The organism is Imperialibacter sp. (assembly GCF_040222815.1).
Classification (GTDB): Bacteria; Bacteroidota; Bacteroidia; order Cytophagales; family Cyclobacteriaceae; genus Imperialibacter.
Map to the genome: position 1 here is coordinate 614,688 of NZ_JAVKCH010000022.1, position 18,583 is coordinate 633,270.

Below are 18,583 nucleotides of genomic sequence, written 5' to 3' on the forward strand. Positions count from 1 at the left end.
AATACCCATGCCAAAAAACAATCCCCCCAGAAATACAGAATGATCCGTTCAATTAGTTTTCGGGTAGCCCTTTTGAGCCAGTAAAATACGGGTGGCTAATTTCAGGCTAGTCGGCTGTCTTTAATAGCCAGGCATCAATTTTGAGTCTGGAATTACCCTTTCCCAATCAGGATAAATGATCCCCAGAAATAGGGGCTTTCATATTTCTCCCTAACGTTCAGTTGTGCCTTTCGGAATGAGTCTCGAATGTTTCCAGAACTCAGGTAGTACTTGTAAAAGGAAATCATCAGGTCTTTTGTGACCTGATCGTCTACCTTGTTTAAACTTAGGATCAGGTTCCTGGCCCCGGCTACCTTAAAAGCCCTCTGAAGACCATAAACGCCCTCGCCATTCATCACTTCTCCCAAGCCAGTTTCACAAGCGGATAACACGACAAGGTCAGTATTGTCCAACGTGAGGTTCATTGCCTCGTATGCGGTTAAAATACCATCTTCCGATTCCAGGTCAGCATCCTTTCCTGTTACATAGTCTACAAAGAAATTGTTGGCATCTGCCAGCACAAGCCCCGACTTGAATAGCGGGTTGTTGGCGGTTGTGTTAACATTCTGGGAAATGAACGGAGGGTTTTCAAGGAAATACCCGTGAGTAGATATGTGCAAAATTTTAGGGCTTACCAAACTCTTTAGTTTTTCTTCCCGAGCCAATTTATCAGTGCTTATTTTTGAATTCCATCCGGCATCCCGCAACATGTCGTCAATAGTGTGTATTTCAACCATCGTGCCTGGCAGGGGCTGAAACATGTTGATAAAGGCTGTTTTGGCATTCGTTGCCAGTTCGCTGGGTATATGGCCGTAGTCAGGGTTGCCGACGAGAATGGCCGTTTTTTCGTTGTTTTTTTCGGTTCTGCTAAATTCTACAACGTCTTTGGTGCTTGTGACAAAATTTACGTCAAGTAAGTCGGCCAGGTACTTCTTTTGATCGGGAATATATAATGTTTCAGGGTTAAACTTATTGTAGACCCCGTCAGGAGAGAAATAGATTTTTTTTATGCCACCCAAGTGTTCCTGTATTTTGGCCCAAAATTGCACATACGTCTCGTTGTCTGTCACGCCAAATTTCAAAGAGTTAAAAAAGGCCGAGTAGTACTGTTTTTCGAGTTGATTACCATTATCGAGCAATACCAACTCTGGATTCGTGTATGAGTCGGACTTTACAATAAGGGCCGCATACTGTATATGATCCGAGAAGCCGTAGATGAGGTTGTCGTCATCACCATAGAGGCTTTTGAATTCCCGGAATCTGACAATTTCCACGGCCGCCTCGCCTTCTTTAAGGTTTCTTCTGATGTCGACCCAGCTATAAACCTTATCTTCCCCGGATTTAAAATAGGAGGATTCGTAGGCAAGTTTTTTTTCCAGGTTATTAATATTGACCTCAAGCTCATCGATGTTGATATTCATTTCCTTCAGTTTGGCTGTACCTACCTGGTAAAATTTTGCCAGACGGGCTTTGAGCGTCTTCCAGAGAATATAGTCCTGTATTAGCTGTTCGTCACCGCTGGCGAGCACATTCTTTCTCACTTTGTCTGAGGCATAAAATATAATCGCCTTTGTTGCCAGTTGGTTGTCGTATAGGTCTCCCAGTATCGCCGGGGTTTCTTTCATGAGCTTGAGCGCTATTGTATTGAAACGCTCTACGTCCTCCCGAACCGTGTTGTAAAAAACTTCCCTTTCAATTTCACTAAGGGCAGGAAATATCTTTCCTACCTGACCCACCTGTATTTTGATAGCCTCCTTGAAGAACTCTCCTGATTTTTTGGGTTGATCATGTGTGATATAATAGAGACCAAGATTCTCCAGCGACCTGGCATAGGAAGGGTGGTTTTCGCCCAAGCTCACTTTTCTTAGGTTTAGTGCCTGAAGATAAAGTGCCTCAGCTCTTTGATGATCGCCTGTGTTCGAGTAGAGAACGGCCATGTTGTTGATCAAGGTAGCATAGTCGGGATGGCTCTCCCCCAAAACTACTTTGTCTATCCTTAGGGCGTCTTCATAGTATTTTTTCGCCTCTTCATATTTTTTTTGTGTGCGGCGAATTCCAGCCATGTTGTTAAGTGAAGTAGCGTACTTAGGGTAGTATTCTCCATAGTTGGCTTTATATATATCAGCGGACTCCTTGAAGAGCTCGAAAGCCTTGTCTAATTCGCCTCTGTCGTTGTAATAACTTGCAAGGTTATTGGCAGCCGTGGCATAGTTGGGATGTCGGGGACCAAATATTTTTTTACTGAGAACAAAAGCCTCTTGTAGGTGCACGCCCGCTTTTTCATAGTTCCCCAGGTCGATATAGAGAATTCCCAAATCATTTAAGGTTTCCAAAATAAGACCCTGGTCAATCCCTTCTCTTTTCCTTTTTAAGTCGAGGGTTTTCAGAAGCACTCTTTCGGACTCGCCGTATTTTCCCAGATACTCATACACTATGCCCAGGTGTTCCAGGTTTTCAAGGTATTCCAGCTTGTGTGTGAGTGAGTTAGCTTCATACAACTCGTCGCTGTGCTGAATAAACGAAAACGCCTTGTCTGGTTGCCCAAGCTTAATGTAAATTCTTCCCAAGTCGCTATAGGAGTTTGCCATTAGAACCATTACTGTCGAATGATGGCCTTCGATAAGTGTATGTGCACGCTCAAAATTCACAGCGGCCATTTCCAACTCGCCAATATGTTCGTAGAAACTTCCCAGCTCCTGCATCGATTTAATATAATCGGTACTGCGATCGCCTTTAGTTTTGCCGATTACTTCTTGCAACTCTTTATAAAAACGCTCTGCTGCCCCGAAATCCCCCAATATCTTACTAACATTCGCAGCGTTGGTAAGGGCGTTTACATAGTCTTCGTTGCTGGTTTGCCCAATATTGCGCCAGGTCTCGACTGACTTCAGAAGGTACTTCTTGCTATTCCCTAAGTCGTCGACATCCCAATACAGCATTCCCAGGTTATTGAGTAATACCGCCTCCTGACCATTGGGTTTACCTGCGTTTTCGGCATTGAGTGCGCTATAGGCATCTTGCAGATACATGAGGGCCCTTTTCTGGTCGGTATCATAATAATAGTCACTGCTGTCAAGAAGCGATTCCCAGCTTTGCGCTGAGAGCGTCGAAGAGACAGACAGGTACAGGGATATTACAAAAAACAGTGCGCTACTTAATCTGAATTGCATCACATATTGGTTTAGGTAGAAGTCTAAAATACTACTTTGTCTACAATAGGTTAGGTTGACTCTACAAAGCGTTTAAATCAGTATATGTCACCTAGCAAAAGGTGAAAGAGATTTGAAAAAATGACTCAACATTAAAGTTATTCATTTTTCTTAAAGAGAGTTTCGCTCAAAGCTAACTTTCTCGAAATTATTGACAACCACGGGTTCCTGAACTCCAAACAAAGCAATAAAAACGTTAGTCATCTTCTTCCATAGCAACTGGCGAAGGGTAGTCAAAAAGGAGGTTCTTCTTGATAGCAGCGGCTACCTTGTGCGGAACAAATTTCTCCCAACCATCTTCTCCATTTTGTATCATTGACAAGACTTTGTCCGAAATGATGCTTAAATTTTTCTCATTTACTTTTGATAAGTCTTCTATTTTTTTGTTTTCCAGAAGGTAGTCGTAAAGATGTCTGAGGTGTTGTGCCGGTTTGAAATTGGCACAGGTCATCAATTCCTTGGATTCAAAATCTTTGATGTAGGGGTAAACGAATAGCTTGATATTAATGCCAAATAGCTCACCGAAAGCCTGTAGAATTCCACCATTGAGGTCTGAGTAGTACTTTTCGTCAAAAATCCTGAGCAAGTTGTTGAAGCCAAGGATGATGCCGATTTTCTTGCCTCTTGTATACTGAGCGAAATAGGTAGCCAGTTTGTAGTACTCCTGATAATTTGAAATAATCACGTTCTGCCCAAGCGAACAAAGGATATCAACCCTGTCGAGGAAATCATTTTCATCGATCTTACCATCCTTGGTTAAGTCGTTGAGAGTAAGTTCCGAAAGCACTATAAGCTTCTTTGGGTCAACGTCGGCTTCTTTTTTGAACTGCCTCAAACCGGCAATCATCATATCAACATTGACCAGCGTCACTGGTCTGAACCTTCCACGAAGAACGAGAACGTTCTTTTTGTACAGTGCTTCCGACGGTTGCAGCACATCTCGGTTGGCACCAAACATGGCCATTTGTGTCAATCCGTTTTTAACAAGCTTCAGGCTCATCAGGCGATTGTCCACATGGTGGAAGTCGGGGCCTTCCAGGCGGAACATGTCAATTTCTATTCGACCCTCACTCAGGTTGTCGATCAGAGAAATGATAAATTCTTCTGGATCCATGTAGTGATAGCAGGCGTAAAGCAAGTTAACGCCAACTATACCCAATGCTTGCTGCTGCCACAACGCATCAGTGTCGTTCAGCACAAGGTGGATGATACAGTCGTTGGGCTGTGTATTGGGGTGGAGCTGAAACCGGATGCCTATCCAGCCATGCCCCTTATTGGTTCTCTTAAAATTGAGCGTTTCTACAGTATTAGCGAAGGCAAAGAAAGTCGTTCGCTTGGCTCGATAGCTTAAGCGCCTGGTGAGCAGGTTATACTCTTTATCCAGCATTTGATGTAAGCGAGGCTGGCATACATACCTGTCGCAAGGCCCATAGATGGCATCACTGAAGGTCATGTCATAGGCAGACATGGTTTTGGCTATACTGCCAGATGCTCCTCCTGCCTTGAAAAAATGAGCTGCGGTTTCCTGACCGGCACCTATTTCAGCAAAGGTACCGTAGATTTTTTCGTCAAGATTTATTTTTAGCGCTTTTTCCTTGGTAGTGAGCTTTCGAAAGGATGCATCCATACACTTAGTCCTGTTTGAACAAAATTACTCGTATTATTATTAAAACTGAATCTTTGCTGGGTGTTTTTAATGTAAACAATCAAAGCGCTGTTTTGATTTCTAATTCACAAAAAAGCTCACAAAAGCCTGTTGCTTTTTGACTATAACGCAAAAAAAAATCCGCCTTGTTGGGGCGGATTTTTAAACTGGGAACCACCTACCTTACTATGCTAAGGGATATCCTGATTTCTCGATCATCACATTGGCTATCTCACGTCTCAACAGAATGGTGTTAACAGGGCCCATTTTGGTGAATCGCTTCAGCCCCATGAGCATTACTTTCTGTTCGTCGCCTTTCACAAAGCCAGCAATTGCCTCTTTTCCCGCACGATTTACCTTTTCCACTGCCTCAGCCAAATATACACGGGCAAGTTTTGCCTGAAGAGCGTTGGCACTTTCTCCGGTTTTTGACACCAGCTTTTCAGTTCTGAGCAATGTCGATTCAGCTACATACACCTCAATCATCATGTCGGCGATGCACATCAGTATTTCCTGCTCGTCATTCAGCTTAGGCCCAAAAGTCTGAGCAGCCTTACCCGCTACCATTAGTATGGCCTTCTTTAGGTTCTTCAATACTTCCTTTTCTTCTGCAAATGGCTTGGTAAGGTCTGGTGATGCAAAAGAGGGGACTGACGTAAGCTCTTTGGCCACCGCCATAGCCGGTTGCAGTATATCAAGCTCGCCTTTCATGGCTCGTTTCAATACCATCCCTACGAGAAGCATTCTGTTGATTTCGTTGGTGCCTTCGTAAATCCGAGTGATTCGGGCATCTCTGTAGGCCCTGGCCATTGGTGCTTCTTCAGAGAAACCCATGCCGCCATAAACCTGGACACCCTCGTCAACCACAAAATCCAATACTTCAGAGCCATGCACTTTAAGAATGGCGCACTCGATAGCAAACTGCTCTACACCTTTCAGCTTGGCCTCATTCTCGGGCATGCCGTTAGCTATCAAATCGGTGATTTTGTCGTCGATGTTTTGCCCAGCCCTGTAGCAGGCCGATTCTGTCGCATAGGTTTTAACTGCCATCTCGGCCAGCTTATGCTGAATAGCGCCAAAGGAAGAGATGGAAACACCGAACTGCTTGCGGTCGTTGGCGTATTGTGTACTCATGGTGGCCACGTCTTTGCAGCCGCCAATAACGCCGGCGGCTAGCTTGATTCGCCCAATATTGAGGATGTTCACGGCTATCTTGAATCCATTCTCTCTATCAGAAAGCATGTTTTCGACTGGCACAGGGCAATCGTTGAAGAAGATTTGGCGAGTTGAAGAGCCCTTAATACCAAGTTTCTTTTCTTCTGCATTCATAGTGATGCCACCGAACGTACGCTCTACAAGAAATGCGGTAAGGTTCTTGTCATCATCAATTTTGGCAAATACAATAAAAAAGTCGGCGAACCCACCATTAGAAATCCACATTTTCTGCCCGGTGATCAGGTAGTGCTTGCCATCGGATGAAAGAACGGCTTTTGTTTTACCAGAATTTGCATCGGAGCCCGCATCTGGCTCAGTGAGGCAGTAGGCTCCTTTCCATTCCCCGCTGGCGAGCCTTGGGATATACTTATTTTTTTGCTCTTCATTGCCATAGTACAAGATGGGGAGTGTTGCAATCCCAGTATGTGCACCATATGCGGTAGAAAATGAGCCGGCCGAGCTGACAATATCTGCAATTAGCATACTTGTGTTGAAGCTCATGCCAAGGCCGCCATATTGCTCAGGAATGGATATGCCCAATAAACCCAGCTCACCTGCTTTTTCGAGCACTCCTGGCATAAAGCCTTCTTCAAGGCTGTCCATCCTTTCTACGTTCGGTTTGATTTCCTTTTCAATGAAATCTCTTGTGGCTTCCGCCATCATTTTTTGCTCTTCCGAAAACTCCTCAGGAATAAATATCTCGTCGGCGTCAGTTTCTCTGATCAGAAATTCACCTCCCTTGATGGCATCTTTGGCAACTGTAGTTTCCATGGCTAATGAAGAATTTTAAGTTTTGTAATTCGGATAAATAGTATGCATGCATACTATTTCAAATGTAAGGAAAAATAGTATGCATGCATAATAAATTGGTGTGAAAAATTTCAGGGTATCCATCGCACATATCATTGTTGACCGATTATCAGTTTAGCTGAGATTTTTTGCCTGAAATCAGTTAATATGGAGCGTTAATGAGCACGTGAACTTGTGCTCAAGATTTTGAGATATGCTTGAAGACGCTCTTTTAAAAATAATACCCAGGCCACGTGTGAAGACACGACTCATCGACCGTTATGCTTATGCAAGCGATGCCAGCCATTTTTACCTGGTGCCCAAAGCCGTGGTACAGCCCATAACTGTTGAAGAAATTCAAAAACTTTTTGTTGTTTCTCAGAAGTTGAATGTTCCCGTTACGTTTCGGGCTGGGGGTACCAGTTTGTCAGGGCAGGCGGTTACCGATGGGATATTGGCAGACTTGAGTAATTATTGGCGGAAAGTAAACCCAGAGAATAATGGGGAAACTGTCAGGGTGGAGCCGGGGGCAATCGGCTCCCATGTAAATATTCACCTGAAGAAGTTTGGTAGAAAGATAGGGCCGGATCCAGCCTCGATCAACGCCGCTATGATGGGTGGTATTCTGTCCAATAATTCGAGTGGCATGTGCTGTGGCGTCGTGAACAATTCTTATCACACCCTGAAACACATCACCTTTGTGCTTCCCAATGGGCAGATTTTTTCTACAGAAAGGAAGGAGGACTACGATAGATTTGTAAGGGACTGCGAAGAAATAGCGAACAGTTTGCTCGTGCTGAAGAGGGAGGTCGAACAAAATGCAATATTAGTTACCCGTATTCGTAAAAAGTACAGGCAGAAGAACACTGTAGGCTATTGCATGAATGCCTTTCTCGACTTCGATCATCCGCTCGATATATTGGCACATGTGATTATCGGGGGAGAGGGGACGCTGGCATTCATTGCGGAGGCTGTCTTGAACACAATCCCTGATTTTCCTTTCAAAATGACGGGCATGCTCTATTTTGACAACCCTGCTGAGGCTTGCAATACAATTGCAGCACTAAGGGATACTGGAGCCGAGGCTTTAGAGTTTATGGACAGGGCGTCGCTCAGGTCGGTGGAAGACATGCCAGGCGTTCCTGATTTTATTAAAACATTGCCTGAGCAGGCATCGGCCATTTTGTGCGAGTACCAGGAAAGCACACAGGAGCGGCTGGACACTAAATACGAATTAGCGAAGCCGACTTTGGCGAAGCTTCCGATGCTGTTTGAGCCAAGCTTTACGCAAAACCCAACCGAGCAGGCACTGTATTGGAAAATCCGAAAAGGAATGTACCCTTCTGTGGCTGGCATGCGGGCGAAAGGGACGTCAGCATTGATGGAAGACTTTACTTTTCCAGTCGAAAGACTGGGAGAGGCCGTAGTAGATGTTCAACAGCTTTTTGTGAAGCATAAGTACGAAAATGGGATCATCTTCGGTCATGCGAAAGACGGCAACCTGCACTTTGTGGTATCGCAAAGTTACGCTACTCCGGAGGCCATCGCTTTGTATGAGAAGTTCAATGATGACCTTTTTGACCTGGTGCTCAATAAGTACGACGGCTCGTTGAAAGGAGAACATAGTTCAGGGAGAGCTGTGTCTGCTTTTGTGGAAACAGAGTGGGGGCCTGAAGCCTACCACGTAATGAAGCGGCTAAAGCAGCTAATTGATCCGCACAACCTCCTCAACCCTGGTATTGTAATAACAGAAGACAAGAAATGTCACGTGCACAACCTTAAGGTGATGCCAATTGTGGAAGAAGAGGTCGACAAGTGCATTGAGTGCGGATTCTGTGAAAATAGCTGTCCCAGTCGTGACTATACTTTAACTCCCCGGAGGCGAATTGGCGTTAGAAGGGCCATCAAGCGGGCAGAAATGGCCGGGGATCATGCTACGAAAGATGCGCTGTTGAAAGACTATGCATTTGATGGCATAGAAACCTGTGCTGTCGACGGAATGTGTGCTACCAATTGTCCGGTTGATATTAATACGGGCGATTTGGTTAAGCGATTAAGACGGGAAAACCATTCGTCATTTGAGAATAAAGTAGCTCTTGGTGTTGCCAGAAACTTCAAATGGCTTGAAAGCGGTACCAGGCTGGCACTTTGGAAAGGGTTTCTTCTAAACAGGCTGTTGGGTCAGCAGTTCATGCAAAAGTTGACTTCGGGAATGAAACGGATCATTCCAGGTATGCCGCTTTGGTCCAATCACTTTCAAAAATCGGCTATCAGGGAGCTTTTTAAGGCGGGTCGCAATGCACGTAGCGAGGGCCAGTCAGTCGTTTACTTCTCAAGTTGCATTTCAAGGATGATGGATGGCAACGGAGTGAGAGCTTTTCTGTCAGTGTGCGAAAAAGCCAATATCAATATCGTATTGCCCGATCAGTTGAAAGGGACGTGCTGCGGGCAAGTATTCTCTTCCAAAGGCTTTGCAGAGGCTTACAAGTTCACTGCCAACCAGGCTGTTGAACGACTTTGGCAAAGCTCGCAGGAAGGAAAAATTCCGGTGGTGTTGGACGTGACAAGCTGCACTCAGACCATAAAATCCAGCAGACCGTATCTTACAACTGCCAACAAGGCTCGGTTTGACAAACTGATCATTCATGATGTAATTGACTTCGCTGCCGAGATTGTGTTGCCGCAATTGCACATTTCTGCACAAAAAGACAAGATTGCCTTTCACCCGGTCTGCTCTGTTCAAAAAATGGGCTCTCTCGATCAGTTGAAACGAATTGGTAGTGCCTGCGCCAAAGAGGTGAAGGTGCCGGAATTTGCGGGCTGTTGTGGCATGGCTGGCGATCGTGGGTTTTACTACCCAGAGTTGACCAAAGCGGCGACAAAGAAAGAGTCGACTGAGGTGAAACAAGAGACATACGACGGATATTATTCTACATCTAAGACTTGTGAGATAGCACTGTCTGAAGCCGTAGGAAAAAATTACGAATCGGTGATGAAGTTGCTGGATGAAGTGAGTAGTGCGAAAGGAGGATGAGGAATTGAGGAACTGAATATTTGAGGAGTCGAGTATTTGGGTCATCGGAGATTTGAACTATAAATTGAAAAAGATACATTATGCACCAGTTTTACTTTGAAAGGTTAGAAGTTTGGCAGAAAGGGAGAATCCTTATCAGGAAAGTGTACACTCTTTCGAAGAAGTTTCCGGACGATGAAAAATTTGGAATGACATCTCAAATACGACGAGCATGTGTTTCTATAAACTGCAATATTGCCGAAGGGAGCAGCAGACATTCAGGAAAGGACCAAGCTCGTTTTACTGAAATAGCATATGGCAGTTTGATGGAAGTGTTGAATTTGCTTTTGATAGCTTCCGATTTAAATTATATCGAGGAGAAAGAAGTGGATCAGCTTAGACCCATGGTTGAAGAGATAAGTAACAAATTGAACGCATTGAGAAATACTCAGCTTAAAAGGTGACGGAATGGAAGACTGGGCATTACGGATGTTTGATAGGTAATCAAAGATTCTTTCAAATACTCGAATACTCAAATGCTCAACTATTAAACTGCAAACTTTGAACAGATCTAAACAGGAATTAAGATAATACTAGTCAAACCCCTATTGATATATGACCTACCCCTTCAATCCCCCTCATAGAGTATTAATGGGCCCCGGACCATCCGACGCCCACCCAAGAGTACTGAAAGCCATGGCCACCCCATTGATTGGCCATCTCGACCCGGAGTTTGTTCGAATGATGGACGAGGTGAAAAGCATGGTGCAGCAAACATTGTTGACCAACAATAATCTCACCTTCGTTGTGTCAGCACCAGGTTCGGCTGGCATGGAAACCTGCCTGGTCAACCTGCTGGAGCCAGGTGATGAGTGCATCATTTGCGTCAATGGCGTGTTTGGTGGTCGGATGGTCGATATAGCCGAGCGCTGCGGGGCAAAGGTGCACAGGATAGACACCGACTGGGGCAAGGTGACCGAAGTGAGCCAGATCAAAAAAGTGTTGGATGTTTGCCCAAAGCCAAAGCTGGTAGCCATTGTGCACGCTGAAACTTCCACGGGAGCCATGCAACCTTTGCAGGAGATAAGTGACCTGGTGCACAATGCAGGGTCGCTACTCGTTGTTGATGCGGTTACCTCTTACACAGGTGCGCCCCTTAAAGTCGATGAATGGGGCATTGATGCTATTTACTCAGGTTCGCAAAAGTGCCTCAGCGCCCCTCCCGGGCTTTCGCCGGTAAGCTTGTCCGAAGCGGCTGTGAAAGTCCTTGACAATCGTAAAACCAAAGTGCAAAGCTGGTTTCTGGATCTGACCATGGTGAAGAATTACTGGGCAGGGGCGAAGCGGGCCTATCATCACACAGGCCCTGTTTCCGCCATATTTGCTTTGCATGAAGCATTGAATATTGTGTTGGAAGAAGGCTTGGAAGAGCGTTGGGCCAGGCACGAAGTGGTGCACAACTATTTGAAGATGAAACTGAAGGCGTTGGGCTTTAAGTTTGTGGTCGATGAGCAGCATCGTTTGCCGAATCTGAATGCCGTTTACTTACCTGAGGGTGTCGACGAAGCTGCGCTCAGAACCCGTCTGTTAAATGACTATAATATCGAAGTTGGTGGCGGCCTAGGCGTGTTTGCCGGCAAAATCTGGCGAATAGGCATTATGGGCGAAAGCTGTACTAAAAACCATGTGAACATGCTAGTGGGTGCACTGGAGGAGATGCTCTAGGAAATTGAGCTATGCAGGTGGGGCATTGATCAGGAAAATTGCTAACTTCTTGCCAACCTATACCTGACATCCTATGAAGAGAAAGGAGTTTTTGAAAACAACAGGCGCATTTGTAGCCGGATCAATGATGGTGCCGCTGGTTTCTTGCGAAGACAAGCCGACGGAAATTCGAAAGAACTGGGCGGGTAACTATCAGTACAAAGCAAAGAATCTTCTGGAACCGAAGACGACCGAGGAGCTTCAGAGGCTTGTCAGAAAGCTTTCCAGTCAGAAGGCGTTGGGTTCTAAGCACTGCTTTAACAATATAGCCGACAGCCCCGAGAATCAGATATCTACTAAGAACTTCAACAAGGTTTTGGGGATTGATGAGGAGGCGATGACGGTCACGGTAGAGTCGGGTGCAAGGTATGGGGAGTTTGCTCCGGAGCTTCATCAAAAGGGCTATGCCTTGCACAACCTGGCTTCCCTGCCTCATATCTCTGTTGCAGGTGCAGCTACCACAGCCACCCACGGGTCAGGTGTGGGGAACGGAAACCTGGCAAGCGCTGTGAAGGGACTGGAGCTGGTAGATGGCAACGGGAAACTGGTGAAATTGAAAGAAGGCGACCCCGATTTTTATGGAGCTGTCGTCGGTCTTGGCGCATTGGGCATTGTTACGAAAGTGACGCTCGCTATAGAGAAGACCTTCGACGTGAGGCAAGACGTTTTTCAGGATTTGCCGCTGGCATCTTTGGAAAAAGACTTTGAAGCCATCATGTCTGCCGGCTACAGCGTCAGCTTATTTACTGACTGGCAAAATCAGGTGATAAGCCAGGTGTGGATCAAACGGCGGATGGACGAGGAAATAACAGATGCCTGCGTCGAATTCTACGGAGCAACTGCTGCCACCAAAAACCTGCATCCCATTACCCGCCTTTCAGCTGAAAATTGCACGGAGCAAATGGGTAAGCCAGGCCCCTGGTACGACCGCCTGCCACACTTTAAAATGGGCTTTACGCCTAGCAGTGGCGAGGAGCTGCAGTCAGAGTTCTTTGTCCCCATGGAAAACGCCGTTGACGCCATCCTGGCCCTGGAGAAAAAGCGTGACCTGATCTTTCCTCAATTGATGATCACTGAAATTCGCACCATTGCAGCCGATGAGCTGTGGATGAGCACAGCCTACAGGCAGCCAAGCGTGGCGATACATTTTACCTGGAAGCAAAACCCGGAAGAGGTTGGCAAGTTGCTACCAATGATTGAAGCGGAGTTGTCTCCGTTTGGAGTTAAGCCACACTGGGGCAAACTGTTCACCGTAGCTCCCGAAACCTTGCACGCCAGGTACTCCAAATACCAGTCGTTTTTGGAACTAGTCAAAAAATATGACCCGCAAGGCAAGTTCAGGAATGAGTATTTGGATTTGAATGTTTATCAGGGATAGGTACTATTCTGTCCTCTCATACAAAATCCTCCAGCTCAACGCCCAGGTTTGCCCTCCGTCCGAGGAGAGCTCCCAGTCCCATGTAAACGAGTCGTGTTTGATGTTGTAAAACACCATGCGCTGCTGGATTCGCTTCTCGCCCCGCTCAAATATCTGGGTCTTGAAGATTCGTTTGTCTCCGATAAATTCTCCTTCGAAATCGAAGTAACCGCCCTGGTTATCAGCCCAGGCTTGTTTCCACCTCTTGAGCTGTGGCTGGTAAACGGAAATACTCGTGCCTTTAAATCCTTTATTTTGGCCCCCATCGAGCTCAAAAGTCTCTCGAACCACGGTACCGTCGAGAATTTTGTCAATTGTGTTGATGCCATATTGCTGCACACCATTTCCCTCGTCGTAGGTTGCTTTCCATTTACCCACCCAAAAATCGAAGTATTGGGTTGTGTCAATTTTGCTAAGTTGAAGCTCCTGGCAATGTGGCGCAAAGCCGAAGCACAGTAAGACGGTGAATAATATCCCTTTCATAGATTGATAGTTTTTGATTTCCGATCAATCTATCACAGATATGAATGGAAGTGGTTAATCTATAGAAATGTTAACCGGCCTTTTTTGAGAGTTTCTCCATTCCACCGGCGTTTTCCCCGTTGCTCTTTTGAATGACTTATAAAAAGATACCTTGTTGTTGAAACCGCTTAGGTGGGCTATGTCAATAACCTTTTCATTCGTGTTGTTCAGAAGGTAGATGGATTCTCTTATCCGGTAGTCATTTAGTAGCTTGTTAAATCCATCGTATTTCTGGTTGATGATTTCGCTAAGCTGATAGGGCTTTAAGGATAAATCATTCGAAAGGTCGTTGAGCCTGTATTCACCATTAAGGTAGGGCTTGCAGTCTTTGAAATGGCGCTCAATTTGGGAAAGTACTGTTTCCGAAATGTAGGTGCTCAACTTTTCTTCTGTAGAGAGTTGGCTGATGAATTGGGGCTGGAGATAGGATTTGATCAACAGCGCATAAATAAAAAAGCATGAAGCGACGGCAATCAGGTAGTCAAATTCCAACGTCAGTGTTTTTGTGGCAACCATAATGGAGTAGAGCACAAACAGTAGGGCATAAGCCAGCAATGGTATAAATAGCCAGTGTCGAACACTGTCTCGCCTGCCTCTTGCGAATGGGAAGGAAAGAACCACATATATAACCAGGTGAAGCGGCTGCAAGAGGAAAAGAAACATGGGGCTTATTGGCATGTATAGAACGAAGACCGCCACAAGGAAGGGGAGAAGATGTAGGATTGTCGGCCATTTCGTTGCCTGTTGAATGGAGATGCCTCTAATGAGAAAATAGAAAAGCGGAGCGATGAGAAAAGTGAGGTATTGAACCCACCAGAGGTAGGTGGGCGTACCCAGTTTGGCCCAATAGGCCACATAAAAGGCAAGCAGCAACGCAAAGAACAGAGAAATCAGCGAGAGGTAGCCTGAATGAGAACGACGGTATTTTACTTTGAGTAATACGGAAAGTAAAACTCCCTGAAAAGCACCCAGGCTAAATAACAGAAGTATTAGTTCATTTGCTGGCATCAGTTCATTTGTTAGTACCAGGTAAATACCCGACAGCTGGTGCTCCCTAAGGTTCAGTTCTGGCGTTGATAAAGCGCACTTCGAAAATCTTTCCGTTGCTTACTTTGTAAATGGCAATTGCCTCAAGCCGGGGTTTGTTCTTGTCAAAGACCACACTTTCGTGGTCAATAACCGTATTGCCCAGAATAGTTCGGTTGACAATGTCGCAGTGGAGGTCAACGGCAGTTTGAAAGAAACCCTCGTATCCTTTTCTAAGGTTTTCAATTCCATCCATAAGTAGTTTGTCGGGATAGTTGTAAATCTTGACCGTGTCGCTGTATGTTTCAAGAAACTTGTCAATATCTCTTGCATTGTAGGCGTCCAACTGACGGCTCACTACATCAACAGGGTCAGTTGAGCGCTGAGCCTGGCTGGCTGTGGCTGCCATCGTAATTACGAAGAAAAAGAGTATGGTTTTCATGCTTTTCAATTCAAGGTCGATTAAAGATAAAAACATCCATCCAAACCCTGCGTCATTTCATCCGGCTTCTTCCACAGTTCAGTCACTTCTATTATTAAAGCGGCCGGGAGGATAGCACCTTTGAATCATTCAACGACAAACAAGTGATTCAATGATACAGCTACTCAAAATCGTTTTTTATGTTCTGGCGCTACTTTTTTCAACACCACTTATAGCGCAAACAGTCATCAAGGGGGTGATCACCGAGAAGTCAGGTGAGCCTATTCCCGGTGTGAATATCTATATCGACGGTACTTACGACGGCGCCACCACAGGCATGGAAGGGGCGTTTTCCTTTGAAACGGAGGAAGCAGGAGACCACCAGGTAGTGGCCACGTTTATTGGCTACAAGAAGCATGTAACGGAGGTGAAATTGACTGGCAACCCAATTCAACTGACCATCCAACTCCAGGAGGAAATCAACAAGCTTGACGGCGTCACGATTACGGCAGGCACTTTCGAGGCAAGCGATGAGAAAAAATCGGTAGTGCTGAAACCACTTGACATTGCCATGACAGCGGGGGCCACAGCCGACATTCCCGGTGCACTGAATACACTGCCAGGGACTCAAAAGGTAGGAGAGTCCGGAAGGCTTTTCGTGCGGGGAGGGGCCAGCACAGAAACCAGGACATTTGTTGACGGCATGCTGATGAACAGCTTCTACAACACCAGCGGCCCTAACATGCCCGGCCGCTCAAGGTTTTCGCCCTTCCTGTTCAAAGGCACCTTTTTCAGCACGGGCGGCTACAGCGCTGAATATGGTCAGGCGATGTCGTCGGCGCTGGTGCTCAACACCTTTGACCTCCCCGAACAAACCGAGTCAAACATTTCTTTGATGAGTGTAGGTGGAAGTGTGAGCCACACTGAAAGATGGGAGAGAGGTTCAGTATTCGGAGAGCTTGCTTATACTAACCTGAAGCCCTATCAGTCGCTGATCAGTCAGGCATACGACTGGGAAAAGCCGTCTGAGTCGCTGGGTGGTTCTTTTATGGTAAGGCAGAAGAGTGGAAAGAGCGGAATTTTCAAGCTTTATGGCTCGTTTGCCAATGCGTCTTTTGCACTTCGTCAACCTGATATCAACAACCCCGGCGGAAGCAATAGAATTGCCATTAAGAACGGGTACAGCTACCTGAATGCCACTTACAAGAACCAACTGGGAGGTGGTTGGTACTACAGCGGAGGTGTTAGCCAAACCATTTCGGAAGACAATATTGACTTCGACAACGACCGTGTTGACACAGGTGAGCACGCATGGCATGTAAAGTCAGTCTTCACCAACGACCGTAACGAGAAGGTGACGCTTAAGCTTGGTCAGGAGGTAATTGTCAGAGATTTCACCGATAACATTACAGCAGCAGAGGGGCAAAGTCTGATCAATGAAAAGGCGGAGACCTTGCCCGCTACGTTTGCAGAGGCTGATGTTTACCTGTCCAATAAGTTTGTATTCAGAACCGGAGCAAGGTTAGAGTATTCCTCACTAATAGGTACCTGGAACCTGGCACCAAGAGCATCACTGGCGTACAAAACCACGGAGTTTAGTCAGGTGTCCTTCGCTTATGGAAGATTCTACCAGACACCTGACAACGAGCGCTTCCGTGTCACCACAGACTTGACGTCGGAAGTAGCTTCCCACTACATTCTTAACTATCAAATTCAAAAAGATAACAGGACTTTCAGGGTGGAGGGTTACATGAAGGCGTATGACAAATTGGTAAAATACAATGGAAACGAACCTTATAACCCAACCTTTTTCAACAACAAAGGATATGGTGATGCCAATGGGCTGGATATTTTCTTCCGAGACGCCAAAACGTTCCGCAACATCGACTACTGGGTCTCCTATTCATTTCTCGACACCGAGAGAGATTATCTCACGTTTCAGTCGTCAGCAGTACCTGGGTTTGCTTCGAAACATAACTTTTCTTTCGTTTACAAGCATTTTATCGAGGCCATCAAGTCGCAGGTTGGGTTTACTTACTCTTATGGCAGCGGCCGCTACTATAACGACCCCAACAAAGATGGGGTCATGAACAGCCAGCTTCCCAGCTATCAGGACTTCAGCTTTAATATGGCTTATCTGTTTCGTCCGCAGGTTATCTTCTATGCTTCAGCCACCAACCTGCTGGGTCGTGACAATATCTTCGGCTATCAGTTTGCAGACAACCCAAACAGCGACGGTGTCTTTGAGTCAAGAGCTATTGGGCAGCCAGCTAAACGTTTCTTGTTTCTTGGAGTTTTCATCACACTCTCGAAGGACAAGTCAAAGAATCAACTCGAAAACTTATAATTCAACTTAAATATCATAGCAATGAAAAATTTACTAATGATGATTTTGCTGTTGGCTGGCATTGAAAGCCAGGCCGGCGAAAACCAGGGCAGACTGGTTGTGAAAGTTACTAACCTGGGTGACCTGAAAGGTCAGGTAATGGTTGGCTTGTTCGACAAAGAGGACAATTTCCTGAAAGAACCAATAAAAGGTGTTTCAGCTAAAGTAACAGCCGAAGGCCAGGAGCTTGTTTTTGAAAACCTTCCGTACGGAGAATATGCCGTAAGTGTGATTCATGATGAAAATGAAAATGGCGAACTCGACACTTTCCTGGTCATTCCCACCGAGCCTTATGGCTTCAGCAATAATGTAATGGGCAAGTTTGGCCCGCCCAGCTTTGAGCAGACCAAGATCAGCTTTAAAAACGATACTTCTATTGAAATCAAACTTAACCGCTAATTATCATGAAGACACTTAAAATAACCGCAGTAGTTTCCCTTTTGGCATTGTTTTCAGTTGGCCAAACCAATGCACAAAACTCCTATGAAAAAGGAATGAAGGGAGCCCTGGAACAATTGTTCTCTGCTGAAGGAGGCAAAGAGAACTGGCAGAATGCAGCCAACAAGTTTGAGCGAATTGCCAATGTGGAAAAGGATAAATGGCAGCCAAGCTACTACGCTGCGCTGGCTTACGCCTGGATGGCCACAAAAGAAGAAACATTGACTTTGCAGGATGAAAAAATGAACCGGGCGAGGAAGTTTGTGGAAGCTGGCCTGGCGGTGTCTCCCGACAATGTGGAGCTGATTACTATGCAAGGGTACACCGATATGTTGAGTATCGCCTTTGACCCGGGAACCAGAGGCCAGACTTTGTCTACGAGAGTTTTTCAGACTTTTGGTAAAGCCATTCAAATGGATCCAGCAAATCCAAGAGCGAGACTTTTTATGGCCCAAATGCAGGACGGCACTGAGAACTTCTTCGGGCAAAGTAATGAGGCCTCGTGTCAAACCCTTGCCAAAGCAGTGGAGAACTATGGTCGGCAAAAGGATAATGGGGATTTTTCGCCCACCTGGGGACAAGGGGCGGCGGAGCAAATGCTAAAGAATTGCCAGAAGGCTGCCTCCGGAGAAGGCAACTAAAGTAAAGGCCTATCAAATACTTGTAATTTAATGGAGCCTGTTGCACCTTAAGCTTCGT

The 18,583-nt window shown here is 45.8% G+C and carries 13 protein-coding genes; 7 read left to right on the top strand and 6 right to left on the bottom strand.

Annotated features, from left to right (window positions below):
• Positions 1-152: 152 nt before the first annotated feature.
• The 3 genes from RIF36_RS12360 to RIF36_RS12370 form a co-directional block, all read right to left on the bottom strand.
• A complete protein-coding gene (locus RIF36_RS12360; RefSeq protein ID WP_350123714.1) occupies positions 153-3,209 on the bottom strand; it encodes a CHAT domain-containing protein in 3,057 nt (1,018 codons plus the stop codon).
• A 235-nt stretch (positions 3,210-3,444) separates the two neighbouring features.
• Positions 3,445-4,875, bottom strand: coding sequence for a TonB-dependent receptor (locus RIF36_RS12365; protein ID WP_350123717.1), 1,431 nt, complete (start codon positions 4,873-4,875; stop codon positions 3,445-3,447).
• Positions 4,876-5,079: 204 nt separating this feature from the next.
• The gene (locus tag RIF36_RS12370) at positions 5,080-6,879 is read right to left on the bottom strand and encodes an acyl-CoA dehydrogenase FadE (protein WP_350123719.1); all 1,800 of its coding nucleotides are present in this window, start codon (positions 6,877-6,879) and stop codon (positions 5,080-5,082) included.
• Positions 6,880-7,153: 274 nt separating this feature from the next.
• On the opposite strand from RIF36_RS12370, the gene RIF36_RS12375 reads away from it, so the two are divergent.
• From RIF36_RS12375 to RIF36_RS12390, 4 genes are all read left to right on the top strand, one after another.
• The gene (locus tag RIF36_RS12375; RefSeq protein ID WP_350123721.1) at positions 7,154-9,931 is read left to right on the top strand and encodes an FAD-binding and (Fe-S)-binding domain-containing protein; all 2,778 of its coding nucleotides are present in this window, start codon (positions 7,154-7,156) and stop codon (positions 9,929-9,931) included.
• 80 nt (positions 9,932-10,011) lie between these two features.
• A complete protein-coding gene (locus RIF36_RS12380) occupies positions 10,012-10,374 on the top strand; it encodes a four helix bundle protein (RefSeq protein ID WP_350068948.1) in 363 nt (120 codons plus the stop codon).
• 151 nt (positions 10,375-10,525) lie between these two features.
• Positions 10,526-11,635 carry a pyridoxal-phosphate-dependent aminotransferase family protein gene (locus tag RIF36_RS12385; RefSeq protein ID WP_350123724.1) on the top strand — a complete coding sequence of 370 codons (1,110 nt, stop codon included), beginning with the start codon at positions 10,526-10,528 and terminating at the stop codon, positions 11,633-11,635.
• 73 nt (positions 11,636-11,708) lie between these two features.
• Complete coding sequence (locus RIF36_RS12390; RefSeq protein ID WP_350123727.1) at positions 11,709-13,052, top strand: FAD-binding protein; 1,344 nt, start codon at positions 11,709-11,711, stop codon at positions 13,050-13,052.
• Positions 13,053-13,055: 3 nt separating this feature from the next.
• Here RIF36_RS12390 and RIF36_RS12395 read toward each other — a convergent pair whose 3' ends face one another.
• Genes RIF36_RS12395 through RIF36_RS12405 form a run of 3 tightly spaced genes read right to left on the bottom strand, consistent with a single transcriptional unit; the run spans position 13,056 to position 15,081 of the window.
• Positions 13,056-13,574: a hypothetical protein gene (locus RIF36_RS12395; protein ID WP_350123730.1), complete on the bottom strand. Its 519-nt coding sequence runs from the start codon at positions 13,572-13,574 to the stop codon at positions 13,056-13,058.
• Between the two features lie 54 nt (positions 13,575-13,628).
• Entirely contained in the window at positions 13,629-14,621 is a 993-nt protein-coding gene (locus RIF36_RS12400; protein ID WP_350123733.1) for a helix-turn-helix domain-containing protein, read from the bottom strand.
• A gap of 46 nt (positions 14,622-14,667) precedes the next feature.
• A complete protein-coding gene (locus RIF36_RS12405) occupies positions 14,668-15,081 on the bottom strand; it encodes a nuclear transport factor 2 family protein (RefSeq protein ID WP_350123736.1) in 414 nt (137 codons plus the stop codon).
• Between the two features lie 151 nt (positions 15,082-15,232).
• Between RIF36_RS12405 and RIF36_RS12410 the strand changes: the two genes are divergently transcribed.
• From RIF36_RS12410 to RIF36_RS12420, 3 genes are read left to right on the top strand one after another with little or no spacing between them, the layout of a single operon-like run.
• Positions 15,233-17,407: a TonB-dependent receptor gene (locus RIF36_RS12410; protein WP_350123739.1), complete on the top strand. Its 2,175-nt coding sequence runs from the start codon at positions 15,233-15,235 to the stop codon at positions 17,405-17,407.
• A gap of 21 nt (positions 17,408-17,428) precedes the next feature.
• Positions 17,429-17,845, top strand: coding sequence for a DUF2141 domain-containing protein (locus RIF36_RS12415; RefSeq protein ID WP_350068969.1), 417 nt, complete (start codon positions 17,429-17,431; stop codon positions 17,843-17,845).
• A 5-nt stretch (positions 17,846-17,850) separates the two neighbouring features.
• On the top strand, positions 17,851-18,525 hold the full coding sequence (locus tag RIF36_RS12420) for a hypothetical protein (RefSeq protein ID WP_350123742.1): 675 nt from the start codon (positions 17,851-17,853) through the stop codon (positions 18,523-18,525).
• Positions 18,526-18,583: the final 58 nt, after the last annotated feature.